General features: G+C 64.7%; 11 protein-coding genes. 2 read left to right on the top strand and 9 right to left on the bottom strand.

Annotated features, from left to right (window positions below; all coding sequences use genetic code 11):
* Window positions 1-8 precede the first annotated feature (8 nt).
* The 9 genes from phaC (AC0Z2B_RS01350) to AC0Z2B_RS01310 all read right to left on the bottom strand — a co-directional run bounded on the left by phaC (AC0Z2B_RS01350) (window position 9) and on the right by AC0Z2B_RS01310 (window position 12,263).
* The gene (phaC, locus tag AC0Z2B_RS01350; RefSeq protein ID WP_476294846.1) at window positions 9-1,691 is read right to left on the bottom strand and encodes a class II poly(R)-hydroxyalkanoic acid synthase; all 1,683 of its coding nucleotides are present in this window, start codon (window positions 1,689-1,691) and stop codon (window positions 9-11) included.
* A gap of 117 nt (window positions 1,692-1,808) precedes the next feature.
* The gene (phaZ, locus tag AC0Z2B_RS01345; RefSeq protein ID WP_416422046.1) at window positions 1,809-2,666 is read right to left on the bottom strand and encodes a poly(3-hydroxyalkanoate) depolymerase; all 858 of its coding nucleotides are present in this window, start codon (window positions 2,664-2,666) and stop codon (window positions 1,809-1,811) included.
* Window positions 2,667-2,734: 68 nt separating this feature from the next.
* Entirely contained in the window at window positions 2,735-4,414 is a 1,680-nt protein-coding gene (phaC, locus tag AC0Z2B_RS01340) for a class II poly(R)-hydroxyalkanoic acid synthase (RefSeq protein WP_416422047.1), read from the bottom strand.
* A gap of 342 nt (window positions 4,415-4,756) precedes the next feature.
* On the bottom strand, window positions 4,757-5,134 hold the full coding sequence (locus AC0Z2B_RS01335; RefSeq protein WP_476294845.1) for a gamma-butyrobetaine hydroxylase family protein: 378 nt from the start codon (window positions 5,132-5,134) through the stop codon (window positions 4,757-4,759).
* Between the two features lie 126 nt (window positions 5,135-5,260).
* Window positions 5,261-6,598 (bottom strand): ATP-dependent protease ATPase subunit HslU, encoded by a 1,338-nt coding sequence (hslU, locus tag AC0Z2B_RS01330; RefSeq protein WP_416422049.1) that lies wholly within the window; start codon window positions 6,596-6,598, stop codon window positions 5,261-5,263.
* 74 nt (window positions 6,599-6,672) lie between these two features.
* Entirely contained in the window at window positions 6,673-7,203 is a 531-nt protein-coding gene (gene hslV, locus AC0Z2B_RS01325) for an ATP-dependent protease subunit HslV (RefSeq protein ID WP_008368013.1), read from the bottom strand.
* A gap of 203 nt (window positions 7,204-7,406) precedes the next feature.
* Window positions 7,407-8,096, bottom strand: coding sequence for an SPOR domain-containing protein (locus AC0Z2B_RS01320; protein WP_416422050.1), 690 nt, complete (start codon window positions 8,094-8,096; stop codon window positions 7,407-7,409).
* Between the two features lies 1 nt (window position 8,097).
* Window positions 8,098-9,834: an arginine--tRNA ligase gene (gene argS / locus AC0Z2B_RS01315; protein ID WP_476294844.1), complete on the bottom strand. Its 1,737-nt coding sequence runs from the start codon at window positions 9,832-9,834 to the stop codon at window positions 8,098-8,100.
* 209 nt (window positions 9,835-10,043) lie between these two features.
* Window positions 10,044-12,263: a primosomal protein N' gene (locus tag AC0Z2B_RS01310; RefSeq protein ID WP_476294843.1), complete on the bottom strand. Its 2,220-nt coding sequence runs from the start codon at window positions 12,261-12,263 to the stop codon at window positions 10,044-10,046.
* A gap of 173 nt (window positions 12,264-12,436) precedes the next feature.
* Between AC0Z2B_RS01310 and rpmE the strand changes: the two genes are divergently transcribed.
* A complete protein-coding gene (gene rpmE / locus AC0Z2B_RS01305) occupies window positions 12,437-12,655 on the top strand; it encodes a 50S ribosomal protein L31 (protein WP_158154476.1) in 219 nt (72 codons plus the stop codon).
* A 257-nt stretch (window positions 12,656-12,912) separates the two neighbouring features.
* On the top strand, window positions 12,913-14,181 hold the full coding sequence (locus AC0Z2B_RS01300; protein ID WP_416422053.1) for a malic enzyme-like NAD(P)-binding protein: 1,269 nt from the start codon (window positions 12,913-12,915) through the stop codon (window positions 14,179-14,181).
* Window positions 14,182-14,194 lie beyond the last annotated feature (13 nt).

The following is a 14,194-nucleotide window of genomic DNA, read 5'->3' as shown; positions in this document are numbered from 1 at the left end:
GCAAAAAGTCAGCGCACCAGCACATAGGTACCTGGCGCGGCGTCCAGGGTCGGGTAGGTGGCGCTGCCGAGGGCCATCTGGGTCTCGCGCTGGGTGCCCGAGCGCGCTTGAATCCAGCTCAGCCATTCCGGCCACCAGCTGCCTTCGACGTGCTTGGCGTCGTAGTACCAAGCCCGCGGGTCGCTGCTCAGGCGGGTGTTTTCCACGTAGTTGGCCTTGGGGTTGCCCGGCGGGTTGAGGATGCTTTGCACGTGGCCGCTGTTGGACAGGATGAAACGGCGCTCGCCGCCCAGCAGCAGGGTGGAGCGGTAGACCGCGTCCCACGGGGTGATGTGGTCGTTGATGCCGGCCACGCTGAAGCTGTCCACGGTGACCTTGGACAGGTCGATGGCCGTGCCGCACACCTCCAGGCCGCCGGAGTGGCTGAGCGGGTTGTGCTTGAAGAAGTCCAGCAGGTCGCCGTGCAGCGCGGCAGGCAGGCGCGTGGTGTCGTTGTTCCAGTAGAGGATGTCGAACGGCGGCGGGGTCTTGCCCAGCAGGTAGTTGTTGACGAAGTAATTCCAGATCAGGTCGTTGGGGCGCATCCAGGCGAACACCCGGGCCATGTCGCGGCCGTCCAGCACGCCGTGCTGGTAGGAGCGGCGCTTGGCTGCCTCCAGCGCCTGCTCGTCGATGAACAGCGCCGCCGGGCTTTCGATCTGGCTGTCCAGCAGGCTCACAAGGTACGTGGCGCTGGCTACGCGGCGGCCCTGGCGCTTGGCTTGCAGCACGCCTTGCAGGGCTGCCATGGTCAGGCCGCCGGCGCAGGCGCCGATCAGGTTCACGTCGCGCGAGGCGGTGATGGAGCGGCAGACGTTCACCGCTTCTTCCAGTGCTTCCACGTAGGTCGACAGCCCCCACTCGCGATGGCGGGCATCGGGGTTGCGCCAACTGATGGTGAACACCTGCAGGCCATTCTTCAGCGCGTACTGGACGAAGCTGTTGGTGGGGCTGAGGTCGAACACGTAGTACTTGTTGATCTGCGGCGGCACGATCAGCAGCGGCTTGGCGTACTGCTTCTCGCTCATGGGCTTGTACTGGATCAGCTCCAGCAGTTCGTTGCGAAACACCACCGCGCCGGGCGTGGTGGCAACGGTCTTCCCCACCTCGAACGCCTCGCGGCTGACCTGGCGGGGCAGGCCGTCGTTGTGGCGCAGGTCGTCGAGCAGGTGGCCGATGCCCTTGATCACGCTGGTGCCGCCGGAGTTGAACAGCTCCTTGAGCGCCAGCGGGTTGAGCAGCGAGTTGGTGGGCGACATGGCGTCGTTGATCAGCGCGAAGACGAAGTGCGCGCGCACGCGGTCGTCCTCGGGCAGGCCGCTTTCGTCGATCCACGCCTTCACCTCCTTCTGCCAGCTGAGGTAGGCCTGTAGCCCGCGGCGGTAGAAGGGGTTGAGGCTCCAGGTGGGGTCGCTGAAGCGGCTGTCCTTGGGGTTGGGCTGGTGCAAGGTGTCGCCCATCAGCACCCGGCTCAGCTGGCTGCCCAGGCGCATGGCGTGGCGGGCGGTGAGCACCGGGTGCAGCAGGCTGTGGCGGCCTACGCTGCGCAGGGTCGAAACCAGGTCACGACCCCGCAGCCCGGTGATCGCGCTCTGGGCGTTCATAAAGGTGGCAGCGATGGGCGTGTGCCCCTTGGCTGGTTTCTCTTTCATGCGTCAACACTCCTTCGTCGGGCCTTCTACCAACACATGGGTGCAAGCGCCGTGCAGCACGCTTGCGTTGATCGCGTTGGCAGCACTCCGGCCACGCACGCGACAACCAGCGGCCCCTCAGGGGCCGCGAAATGGCGCCGGTTGCGGGTGCATCACCGCGCGTTGGCGCTCTTCCTGGAGAAACTTCATGATGATCGGCGCGACGGCTTCCGCCCGGGTAATCAGGAACAGGTGGCCGTCGTCGATTATGTGTAGTTGGGCGTTGGGAATGCGCCAGGCCAGCAGGCGCATATTGATCAGCGGGATAAGCGGGTCGTCGTCGCCGGCCAGCACCAGGGTCGGCTGGTGGATCTTGTGCAGCCAGTGGATGCTGGTCCAGCCCAGCCCGGCGAACAGCTGCCAGTAGTAGCCCAGCTTGCCCGAGGAACGCACCTTGGCGGCGTGGTTCATGGCCAGGTCCGGGTCGCGGCGGAACGCACCGCCGTAGATCTCCGGGGCAATGCGCACCACGTGCGAGGGCTGGATGTAGCGCCGCGGGCTGGCCATCATCCACAGCACCTTGGGCTTGCCCGGCACCATCACCGCGCCGGCTGCCGTGGCCGCCAGCACCAGTTTCTTGCAGCGCTCGGGGTAGTCGTAGGCGAACTGCTGGGCCAGCGCGCCGCCCCACGACACGCCAATGGCGTTCACCTGGCCGTAGTCCAGGTAGTCGAGCATGCGCGCGGTCAGGCGTGCCAGCCCCGGGAACCGGTAGGGGTAGCTGGGCGTGGAGGAGCCACCGACCCCGGGCACGTCGAACGCAATCACTTCCAGGTCAGGGTCCAGCGCCTGCACGAAGGGGAATACCAGCTCCAGGTTGGCGCCGATGCCGTTGAAAATCAGCAGTGGGGTCAAATGCGGCTTGCCTGGCCTTACCGCGGTGCGGATGGCCTGGCCATCCAGATCCACGGTCCGGAAGATGTACTGTTCCTGCATGCATCAAGCCCTATAAGGTTGTGCCGCCACGCCAATTGTCGTGGCGGTTCTCGGACGGGCCTGGCGCCTCAGCGCTCGTGCACGTAAGTCCCGGGTGAAGCCTCCCCGGCCGGGTACGCCTTGTTGCCCAGCTTGAGTGGCGCCTTTTTCAGTTCCCCTGAACGTTCGGTCAACCAGGCTGCCCAGTACAACCACCAGGAATCGGTGTGCTTGGTCGAATCCTCCTGCCACTGCACGGGGGTGGACGTCAGCTCGCTATTGGTCATGAACCGCGCCTTGGGGTTGCCCGGCGGGTTGAGAATGCTCTGGATATGACCGCTGCTCGACAGCACGAACTCCACCTTGCCGCCAAACAGTTGTGCTGATTTGTAGCACGAAGTCCATGGCGTGATGTGATCGTTGGTGCCCGCCAGGCAGAAAATATCGCTGTCCACCTGCTTCAGGTCGATGGCGGTGCCGCAGACTTCCAGGGCGTTGGCGCGGGTCAGCGGGTTGTTCTTGAACATTTCGATCAGGTCGCCGTGGAAGGCGGCCGGCAGGCGCGTGGTGTCGTTGTTCCAGAACAGGATGTCGAACACCGGCGGCTCGTTGCCCATCAGGTAGTTGTTGACCCAGTAGTTCCAGATCAGGTCGTTGGGGCGCATCCAGGCGAAGATCTTCGCCATGTCCTTGCCTTCCAGCACGCCCGATTGGTAGGAGTGGCGCTTGGCCGCCTCCAGGGTCTGCTCGTCGACGAACAGCGCCACCTGGGTGTCCAGGGTGGTGTCGAGCACGCTCACCAGCAGGGTCAGGGCGTTCACCTTGCGCTCGCCCAGGGCGGCGTAGTGGCCCAGCAGCGCGGTGCAGGTGATGCCGCCCGAGCAGGCGCCGAGCATGTTCAAGTCCTTGCTGCCGGTGACGGCCAGCACCACGTCCACCGCTTCCTTCAGGGCGTCGATGTAGGTCGACAGGCCCCACTCGCGCTGCGCCTTGGTAGGGTTGCGCCAGCTGATGATGAAGGTCTGCACGTTGCTGCGCAGGCAGAAGCGCGCCAGGCTCTTCTCGGGGCTGAGGTCGAACACGTAGAACTTGTTGATCTGCGGCGGTACCACCAGCAGCGGCCGTTCCAGGGTCTGCTCGGTGATGGGGCTGTACTGGATCAGCTCCAGCACGTCGTTGCGGTAGATCACCGCGCCCTCGCTGGTGCCCAGGTTCTTGCCCACCTCGAACGCGTCCATGTTGACCTGGCTGGGCATGCCGCCGTTGTTCACCAGGTCCTTGGCCAGGTGCGACAGGCCGTCGAGCAGGCTCTTGCCGCCGGTCTCGAAGAAGCGCTTCACCGCTGCCGGGTTGGCCATGGTGTTGGTGGGCGCCATGGCCTCGGTCATCAGGTTGATGACGAAGTGGGCGCGGGCGATGTCCTGGGCCGAGAGGTTGCTCTCGCCCGCCCAGTCGTGAAGCTCCTTGCGCCACGCCAGGTAGGTCTGCAGGTAGCGGCGGTAGAGGGGGTTCTGGCTCCAGGCCGGGTCACCGAAACGACGGTCATCGTTTTCCGGTACCAGGCTGGATTTGCCGAAGATCACGTTCTTCAGTTCGATGCCAAAATGGGCCACGTGCTTGGCACTGTGCAGCGGCTGCTTGAGAGCCTGCCGCAAAATCATGCGCGCAGAGCTGAGCAGATCCTTGCCGCGCAAGCCGATGACAGGGTTCAGGCCCAGAGTATTTTCCGAGGCCTGGTACTTCAGTTCATCGTTGTTCTTGTTACTCATCTACGACGCTCCGTTGTCCTGAGACGAGTACTGGTGGGACTGTGCCGACAGCGCAGCCGCGAGCCAGTACTACTGCCCGGGTGACCAGTGATAGCGAACAGTTGTGTAACGACTGGCCGGGCGATGCATCGCGGAGTATTGCTGGCAATCCTGCGCCTGCGGAAGGCTACCTTCTCTCGCAACGTCCGAACCCGACCAGTGCCCTGAGTGATGCAGGGAACTTGCCACTTCCATTGGTTACCCGACTTTGTACGAAATCGCAAGCGACCGTTGTAGGACCGCTGCCAAGGCATTCAAGCAAATAGAATTAGAAAATGCTCTCTAGAAAATCCGAGCCGCGGGCTAGAGCATCAGTTTGACTACCGACAATGCGGGGTCGCGGGTCTTGCCGGCTTTTTGCAGCTCGTCGAGGTAATCCGCCCACAGCTGCTCCTGGCGAATCGACAGCTGGTAGAGGTAGTCCCAGGTGAACAGGCCGCTGTCGTGGCCATCGTCGAAGGTCAATTTTAGTGCGTACTGGCCGGCCGGCTCTATTTTGGACAGGCCAACGCCCTGCTTGCCGAACTGCAGGATGGGTTTGCCGTGGCCCTGGACCTCGGCGGAAGGGGAGTGCACGCGCAGGAATTCGGCGGGCAGGTGGTACACCTCGTCCGGCCCGTAGGTGAGGCTCAGGGTCTTCGAGGCTTTGTGCAGGTTGATGGCGGTGGGGAGCTTGGACATGGATGGAACACCTGTTGACGGTTGGCGCCAACCGCGTAGCAGCTGCCGCCAGGCTGCGTCAGGACCAGCGCGGTGCGCCTGCCTGACGCGGCGTTGCGGCCGCTGCTACAGGGTTGAATGCATGCCTTACAGGATATACCGAGACAGATCTTCGTTCTGGGCCAATTCGCCCAGGTGGCTGTTCACGTACTCGGCGTCGATGCGGATCGGCGTCTCGTCGTGGGCGCTGGCCAGGTCGCCGGCGCTGAAGGACACTTCTTCCAGCAGGCGTTCCAGCAGCGTGTGCAGGCGGCGGGCACCGATGTTCTCGGTCTTCTCGTTGACCTGGAAGGCGATCTCGGCCAGGCGCTTGATGCCCTCGGGCGCGAACTCGATGTTCAGGCCTTCGGTCTTCAGCAGCTCGCGGTACTGCTCGGTCAGCGAGGCGTGTGGCTCTTGCAGGATGCGCTCGAAGTCTTCCGGGGTCAGGGCCTTGAGTTCCACGCGGATCGGCAGGCGGCCTTGCAGCTCGGGCACCAGGTCGCTTGGCTTGCTCAGGTGGAAGGCACCGCTGGCGATGAACAGGATGTGGTCGGTCTTGACCATGCCCAGCTTGGTGTTCACGGTGCAGCCTTCGATCAGCGGCAGCAGGTCGCGCTGCACGCCTTCACGGGACACATCGGCGCCGCCGACGTTGCCGCGCTTGGCCACCTTGTCGATCTCGTCGATGAACACGATGCCGTGCTGCTCGACTGCTTCCAGGGCCTTGGCCTTGAGCTCTTCCTCGTTCACCAGGCGACCGGCTTCTTCCTCGCGCACCAGCTTCAGGGCTTCCTTCACCTTGAGCTTGCGGGCTTTCTTCTTGCCCTTGCCCATATTGGCGAACAGGTTCTGCAGCTGGTTGGTCATCTCTTCCATGCCCGGTGGCGCGGAAATGTCGACGCCCATGGCTTCGGCCACTTCGATCTCGATTTCCTTGTCATCCAGCTGGCCTTCGCGCAGGCGCTTACGGAACAGCTGGCGGGTGTTGGAGTCGGTGCTGTGGGTCTGGTCTTCGTTGAAGCCCATGCGTGCCGGCGGCAGCAGGGCGTCGAGGATGCGCTCTTCGGCGGCGTCTTCGGCGCGGTGCTGCACGCGGGTGATCTCCTGCTCGCGCAGCAGCTTCAGGGCGGCGTCGGCCAGGTCACGGATGATCGACTCGACGTCGCGGCCCACGTAGCCCACTTCGGTGAACTTGGTAGCTTCGACCTTGATGAATGGCGCGTTGGCCAGCTTGGCCAGGCGGCGGGCGATCTCGGTCTTGCCCACGCCGGTAGGGCCGATCATCAGGATGTTCTTGGGCGTCACTTCAACGCGCAGCTCGGCCGGCAGCTGCATGCGGCGCCAGCGGTTGCGCAGGGCGATGGCGACGGCGCGCTTGGCATCGTCCTGGCCGATGATGTGGCGGTTGAGTTCGTGGACGATCTCGCGGGGGGTCATGGACATGATATGTGGCGGTCCTCTAGCGGTGCTGACAAGCGTGGGAAGGCCCGGCCGCAGCCGGGCGCCAGAACAACTTGTTACTCCGCGAGGTCCTGCTCCTCGATGGTCAGGTTGTGGTTGGTGAACACGCAGATGTCGCCGGCGATGCCCAGTGCGGTCTCGGCGATTTCGCGGGCCGACAAATCGGTTTTCATCAGCAGCGCGCGGGCAGCGGCTTGTGCGAACGCACCACCCGAACCCATGGCAATCAGGCCGTCCTCGGGTTCGACGACGTCGCCGTTGCCGGTAATGATCAAGGAGGCGTCCTTGTTGGCCACGGCAAGCATGGCTTCCAGGCGGCTCAGGGAACGGTCGGTGCGCCATTCCTTGGCCAGCTCGACGGCGGCGCGCACGAGGTGGCCCTGGTGTTTCTCCAGTTGGCCTTCAAAACGCTCGAACAGCGTGAAGGCGTCGGCGGTGGCACCGGCAAAACCGGCGATTACCTGGCCGTGGTACAGGCGGCGCACTTTCTTGGCGTTGCCTTTCATCACGGTATTACCGAGGGAAACCTGGCCGTCGCCGCCCATGACGACTTTGCCGTGGCGACGAACTGAAACGATGGTGGTCAAGGGGAGAGTCTCCACGCAGCGGGGCGAAAATGCCCTGATGGAAACTCATATGGGGGTGCGGTTGGCTATTTCAACCTTGGGGGATGAGCGGTGGTGTTGCGAATGCCCGTAGCCGCTGCCGCCAGGCTGCGCTGGCCCTTGTGTTCGCTGAAGATCTCCAGTGAATGACAGGGCCGGCGCAGCCTGGCGGCAGCGGCTACTGGCTACTGGCGGGTCTGGCGTTGTTGTAACAGCAAGTTGCTGAAACCGCTGCCCGACAGCTGCTTCTGCGCCACGGTCAGCTGTTCGCGGTTGCTGAACGGCCCGACCAGCACCCGGTACCAGGTCTCGTCCTTCACGGTGCCCGATTCAACCGCCACCGCCTGGCCCAGCAGGATGATCTGCGCGCGCACGCGGTCCGCATCGGACTGCTTGCGGAACGAGCCGGCCTGCAGGAAGAACTGCGTGGTGGCCGCCGGCTTGATCACCGCCGGTGCTGGCGGTGGCGTCTGCCCCGACAGCGCCGCCTGGGCGCGCGCGGTGTCGATCTTCGCCGCTTCCGCCGGGGTGACCGGTGGTTGCGCCGGCACCGGCGGGGTTTTCTCCGGCACGGCTTCAGGCGGCACGATCACTTCCGACTCGGGCAGCAGGGTGTAGAAGTCGTACTTGGGCTTCACCGGCGCCTGCGGGCTTGGCGGCGTCTTGTTGGCCTCGGCGATCTTGTCGGCCTTGGCCTGCTCGGGTTTCACCCGCTTGACGTCGTCATGCCCCGGCTCCAGCTTCATCAGGAAGACGATGAAGGCGCCGACCGTGAGGCCGACCGCCATCCATACCCAACCCGGGATCGGCTTTTTCGCTGGAGCGGAGTTTCGGCTGGCGCCACGCTTGGGAGCAGGTTTTTTCTTGGCAACCAACTTACATGCGCTCCAGAGTTTCCAGGCCCAGCAGCTCCAGGCCTTGCTTGAGGGTGCGACCGGTCAGGGCGGCCAGGCGCAGGCGGCTTTGTTGCTGGGCCGGGGTGTCGGCGGCCAGCACCGGGCAGTTCTCGTAGAAGCTGGAGAACAGGCCGGCGACGTCGTACAGGTAGGTGCACAGCACGTGCGGGGTGCCCTTTTCAGCGACGTTGTTCAGGATTTCAGCGAACTGCGCCAGCTTGGCGGCCAGTTCGTGCTCCTGCGGCGCTTCCAGCACGATCTCGCCTTCGACGTCGGCGAAGCTCTTGCCCAGCTTGCGGAACACGCCGGCAGTACGGGTGTAGGCGTACAGCAGGTATGGGGCGGTGTTGCCTTCGAAGTTCAGCATCAGGTCGAAGTTGAAGCTGTAGTCGCTGGTGCGGTGCTTGGACAGGTCGGCGTACTTCACCGAGTCGATGCCCACCACCTTGGCGATGTTGCGCAGCTCGTCCTCGGCCAGTTCCGGGTTCTTTTCCTTCACCAGCGCGTAGGCGCGTTCCTGGGCTTCGGTCAGCAGGTCGATCAGCTTCACGGTGCCGCCGTCACGGGTCTTGAACGGGCGGCCGTCGGCGCCGTTCATGGTGCCGAAGCCCATGTGCTCCATGTCCATCGGGTGGGTGACGAAGCCGGCCTTGCGGGCCACGGCGAACACTTGCTGGAAGTGCAGGGCCTGGCGCTGGTCGACGAAGTACAGGGCGCGGTCGGCGGCCAGCTTGCCGCTGCGGTAGCGCACGGCGGCCAGGTCAGTGGTGGCGTACAGGTAGCCGCCGTCGGCCTTGACGATGATCACCGGCAGCGGCTCGCCCTCGGCGTTCTTGAACTCGTCGAGGAACACGCACTGGGCGCCATTGCTTTCTACCAGCAGGCCGGCGGCCTTGAGGTCGTTGACCACGTTGATCAGGTCGTCGTTATAGGCGCTTTCGCCCATCACGTCGGCCATGGTCAGCTTGACGTTCAGCAGCTCGTAGATCTTCTGGCAGTGCGAGAGCGAGATGTCCTTGAACTTGGTCCACAGGGCCAGGCAGTCCGGGTCGCCGGCCTGCAGCTTGACCACCAGGCCGCGGGCACGGTCGGCGAACTCTTCGGACTCGTCGAAGCGTTGCTTGGCGGCGCGGTAGAAGTTTTCCAGGTCCGACAGCTCGTCGCTGGTGATCGGGTTTTCCTGCAGGTACGCCATCAGCATGCCGAACTGGGTGCCCCAATCGCCCACGTGGTTCTGGCGGATCACGGTGTCGCCGAGGAACTCCAGCACGCGGGCCACGCCGTCACCGATGATGGTGGAGCGCAGGTGGCCGACGTGCATTTCCTTGGCCAGGTTGGGGGCCGACAGGTCGACCACCACGCGCTGGGTGGCGCCGGCCTTGCGCACGCCCAACTGGGCGTCGGCCAGGGCGGCGTCCAGGCGGGCAGCCAGGGCCTGGGTGTTCTGGAAGAAGTTCAGGAAGCCGGGGCCGGCGATCTCGACCTTGCTGATCTGCGCGTCGGCAGGCAGGGCGGCGATCAGTTTCTCGGCCAGGTCGCGCGGTTTCAGGCCGGCCGGCTTGGCCAGCATCATGGCGATGTTGCTGGCGAAGTCGCCGTTCTTCTTGTCGCGGGCGTTTTCCACCTGGATCGCTGGCGTCAGCCCTTCAGGCAACACACCTTCCGTGACGAGTTGGGTGAGGGCTTGTTGAATCAGCTGGCGAATGGTGTCTTTCATGGTCTTCTCGTTCGACCGCATGGGCGGGCGGCGCCTGGAAGCGCGGGTGGAAAAACTGGATATTATCCGGTGCTGGTGGGGCGTTGCCAACCTTTGCTGATGCCGGATCGCATTCTAGTCGTAGCAGCGGCCGCCAGGCCGCGTCCCGGGCCACGCGATTACGCGGGGAAATCGCGGACGCAGCCTGCGGCAGCTGCTACGGGAGTTGATTAGTACAGGTCCACCGGGTCGACATCCAGCGACCAGCGCACCTGGCGGCCGCTGGGCATCTGCTCCAGCACCAGCAGCCAGCTGGCGATCAGGCGGTGCAGCGGCGCCCGGGCGCTGGCCTGCAACAGCAGCTGCGCGCGGAAGCGGCCGGCGCGGCGCTCCATGGGGGCTGGCACCGGGCCGAGCAGTTCGATGCCCGCCAGCTGCATTTGTTCCCGCAGGCGTTCGGCCTCGCTGCAGGCTTCATCCAGGAACGCTTCGGCCTGGCCCGGCTTGTGCGCCTCGGCGCGCAGCAGCGCCAGGTGGGCGAAGGGCGGCAGGCCGGCGGCGCGGCGTTCGCTCAAGGCCTGTTCGGCGAAGGCGAAGTAGCCTTGTTCGGTGAGTTGCACCAGCAGCGGGTGGTCGGCCAGGTGGGTCTGGATGATCACCCGGCCGGGCTCTTCGGCGCGGCCCGCACGGCCCGCCACCTGCACGATCAGCTGGGCCATGCGCTCGCTGGCGCGGAAGTCGCCGGAAAACAGGCCGCCATCGGCATCCAGGATCGACACCAGGGTGACTCGCGGGAAGTGATGCCCCTTGGCCAGCATCTGCGTGCCCACCAGAATGCACGGCTGGCCCTTCTGGATGGTGGCGAACAGCTGGTTCATCGCGTCCTTGCGCGAGGTGCTGTCGCGGTCCACGCGCAGCACCGGGTAATCGGGGAACAGAATGCTCAGGCGTTCCTCGGCGCGCTCGGTGCCGGCGCCCACCGGCCGCAGGTCCACGGTGTTGCACTTGGGGCAGTGGCGGGGCACGCGCTCCACGTGGCCGCAGTGGTGGCAACGCAGTTCACCGTAGCGCTGGTGCACGGTGGTGCGCGCGTCGCAGCGCGGGCACTCCGACATCCAGCCGCAGTCGTGGCACAGCAGCGTCGGCGCGAAGCCGCGGCGGTTGAGGAACACCAGCACCTGCTGGCCGGCCGCCAGGGTCTGGCCAATGGCCTGCTGCATCGGGCCGCTGATGCCGCTGTCCAGCGGCCGGCTTTTTACGTCCAGGCGCAGGAACTTGGGCTGCTTGGCGCCGCCGGCGCGGTGTTCCAGCTTCAGCAGGCCGTAGCGGCCGGTGTAGGCGTTGTGCAGGCTTTCCAGCGACGGCGTGGCCGAGCCCAGCAGGATCGGGATGTTCTCCTGGCGCGCGCGCACCAGCGCCAGGTCGCGGGCGTGGTAGCGCAGGCCTTCCTGCTGTTTATAGGAGCCGTCGTGCTCTTCGTCGATGATGATCAGGCCGGGGTGCTTCATGGGCGTGAACAGCGCCGAGCGGGTGCCGATAATAATGTCGGCCTCGCCGTCGCGCGCTGCCAGCCAGGCGTCCAGGCGCTCGCGGTCGTTGACCGCCGAATGCAGCAGGGCGATGCGCGCGTTGAAGCGCTGCTCGAAGCGGGCCAGGGTCTGCGGCCCCAGGTTGATCTCGGGGATCAGCACCAGCGCCTGCTTGCCGGCCTCCAGGGTCTCGCGGATCAGTTGCAGGTAGACCTCGGTCTTGCCGCTGCCGGTGACCCCGGCCAGCAGGAAGGCGTGGAAACTGTCGAAGCCGGCGCGCACCGCCTCGAAGGCCGCGCGCTGTTCGGGGTTCAGTGGCAGCTCGGGCTGCGCCAGCCAGTGTTCGTGGCGCACCCCGGGGGCATGCCGGCGCACCTCCACCTGCACCAGCTCTTTTTCCAGCAGCAGGTCCAGGCTGCCCTTGTTCAGGCCCAGCTTGCTCAGCAGTTGGTGCGGCACACCGTGGGGGTGCTGGGCCAGGGTGGCCAGGGCTTCGCGCTGGCGAGGGGCGTTCTTGATGCGTGGGTCGTCCTGGCGCGCGTTGGGCGCCGCCAGCCAGAAGCGCTCCTGGCGCGCTTCGGCGGGCTCGCCCTGGCGCAGCAGCACCGGCAGGGCCCAGCTCAGGGTGTCGCCCAGGCTGTGCTGATAATATTGCGCGGTCCACAGGCACAGCTTGAACAGCGACGGTGGCAGCGGGCTGACCGGGTCCAGCAGGGCCACCGCCGGCTTGAGCTTGTCCGCCGGCACGTCGCTGCTGTCGGCCACCTCGATCAGGATGCCGATCATCTCCCGGCGTCCGAACGGCACGCGCAGGCGCATGCCCGGGGTGAACGCGCTGGCTGGCATGCCGGCTGGCGCCCGGTAGTCGAACAGGCGTCGCAGCGGCGAGGGCAGGGCGAGGCGCAGGATGACGTCGGGCACGCGTGGGGGCTCTCTGAAGTAGGGGGGTGATTGCAGGGGCGCAGCCTACCAGACGACAGTCGGTGCAAGCGATAACTTGCGTGTTTGACAAGGTCTGATAAGATACGCGGCCTAATTACGTGCGGTATTCAACAATGGTGTTGGATGGCGGCACGCAGCCTGAGGAAGTGACCATGAAACCAGAAATTCATCCAGCGTACGAAGCCGTTGACGCCACCTGCAGCTGCGGCAACGTCATCAAGACCCGTTCGACTCTGTGCAAGCCACTGAGCCTGGACGTTTGCTCCGAATGCCACCCGTTCTACACCGGTAAGCAGAAAACTCTGGACACCGGCGGCCGTGTTGACCGCTTCCAGAAGCGTTTCGGCGGTTTCGGCGCTCGCAAGGTTTGATCTAACGATCGAGCTGGTAAAGAAAGGTGTCCTTCGGGGCACCTTTTTTTTGCCTGTTTTTTGAACAATAAAAGCTATGGATTGTTCACATAAATTAAATTAATTGTAGACAGTCGCAAGCCCCGCCGGCCGCGGCCCTGCGGCCAAAGTCCAATAGCCAGGCGCTTAAACCAAGTGACCGGCCAGTCTTGTCGCCTGTTTGCTGGGCGAGTATCCTCGGCGCTTCTAAAAGTCCATAGCACAAGCGGAACGCCAAAATGTCAGATTTGAAAACTGCCGCTCTCGAGTACCATGCCCAGCCACGTCCTGGGAAACTGAGTGTCGAGCTGACCAAACCCACCGCCACTGCCCGTGACCTGTCGCTGGCCTACAGCCCAGGTGTGGCCGAGCCGGTCCGCGAAATCGGTCGCGACCCAGAGCTGGCCTACAAGTACACCGGCAAAGGCAACCTGGTAGCAGTCATCTCCGACGGCACCGCCATTCTCGGCCTGGGTAACCTGGGCCCACTGGCTTCCAAGCCAGTGATGGAAGGCAAGGGCGTTCTGTTCAAGCGTTTCGCCGGCATTGACGTGTTCGACATCGAAGTCGACTCCGAAAGCCCGCAAGCCTTCATCGACACCGTCAAGCGTATCTCCATCACCTTCGGTGGCATCAACCTGGAAGACATCAAGGCACCCGAGTGCTTCGAGATCGAGCGCGCCCTGATCGAACAGTGCGACATTCCAGTGTTCCATGATGACCAGCACGGCACCGCCATCGTTACCGCGGCCGGCATGATCAACGCCCTGGAAATCGCCGGCAAGACCCTCGAAGACGCGAAGATCGTCTGCCTGGGCGCTGGCGCTGCGGCCATCTCCTGCATGAAGTTGCTGGTGAGCATGGGCGCCAAGGTCGAGAACATCTTCATGATCGACCGCACCGGCGTGATCCACGCTGGCCGTGACGACCTGAACCAGTACAAGGCCGTGTTCGCCCACGCTACCGACAAGCGCACCCTGGACGACGCCATCGAAGGCGCCGACGTGTTCGTCGGCCTGTCGGGCCCGAACCTGCTGAGCGCCGAGCAACTGAAGCGCATGGCCGCCAACCCGATCGTGTTCGCCTGCTCGAACCCGGACCCGGAAATCTCGCCAGAGCTGGCCCACGCCACTCGTAGCGACGTGATCATGGCCACCGGTCGTTCGGACTACCCGAACCAGGTCAACAACGTGCTGGGCTTCCCGTTCATCTTCCGTGGTGCCCTGGACGTTCGCGCCAAGCGCATCAACGAAGAAATGAAGATCGCCGCCGCCAACGCCCTGCGCGAACTGGCCAAGCTGCCGGTGCCTCAGGAAGTGTGCGACGCCTACGGCGGCATCGGCCTGGAGTTCGGCCGTGAGTACATCATTCCGAAGCCAATGGACGCCCGCCTGATCACCGTGATCTCCGACGCCGTGGCCAAGGCCGCCATCGAGACTGGCGTGGCTACCCTGCCGTACCCGAAGAACTACCCGCTGAAAAGCGTGGATGACGTGTTCAACGGCTAACCGCAGCTGGTAA

The sequence above is a fragment of the Pseudomonas sp. GYB4201 genome (genome assembly GCF_056312595.1).
This window is presented reverse-complemented; position numbering and strand designations above follow the sequence as displayed.

What these genes read in the sequence shown, in the direction of transcription:
- phaC (WP_476294846.1), bottom strand. Translation starts at nt 1,691, where the DNA reads ATGAAAGAGAAACCAGCCAAGGGGCACACGCCCATCGCTGCCACCTTT.
- phaZ (WP_416422046.1), bottom strand. Translation starts at nt 2,666, where the DNA reads ATGCAGGAACAGTACATCTTCCGGACCGTGGATCTGGATGGCCAGGCC.
- phaC (WP_416422047.1), bottom strand. Translation starts at nt 4,414, where the DNA reads ATGAGTAACAAGAACAACGATGAACTGAAGTACCAGGCCTCGGAAAAT.
- AC0Z2B_RS01335 (WP_476294845.1), bottom strand. Translation starts at nt 5,134, where the DNA reads ATGTCCAAGCTCCCCACCGCCATCAACCTGCACAAAGCCTCGAAGACC.
- hslU (WP_416422049.1), bottom strand. Translation starts at nt 6,598, where the DNA reads ATGTCCATGACCCCCCGCGAGATCGTCCACGAACTCAACCGCCACATC.
- argS (WP_476294844.1), bottom strand. Translation starts at nt 9,834, where the DNA reads ATGAAAGACACCATTCGCCAGCTGATTCAACAAGCCCTCACCCAACTC.
- rpmE (WP_158154476.1), top strand. Translation starts at nt 12,437, where the DNA reads ATGAAACCAGAAATTCATCCAGCGTACGAAGCCGTTGACGCCACCTGC.
- AC0Z2B_RS01300 (WP_416422053.1), top strand. Translation starts at nt 12,913, where the DNA reads ATGTCAGATTTGAAAACTGCCGCTCTCGAGTACCATGCCCAGCCACGT.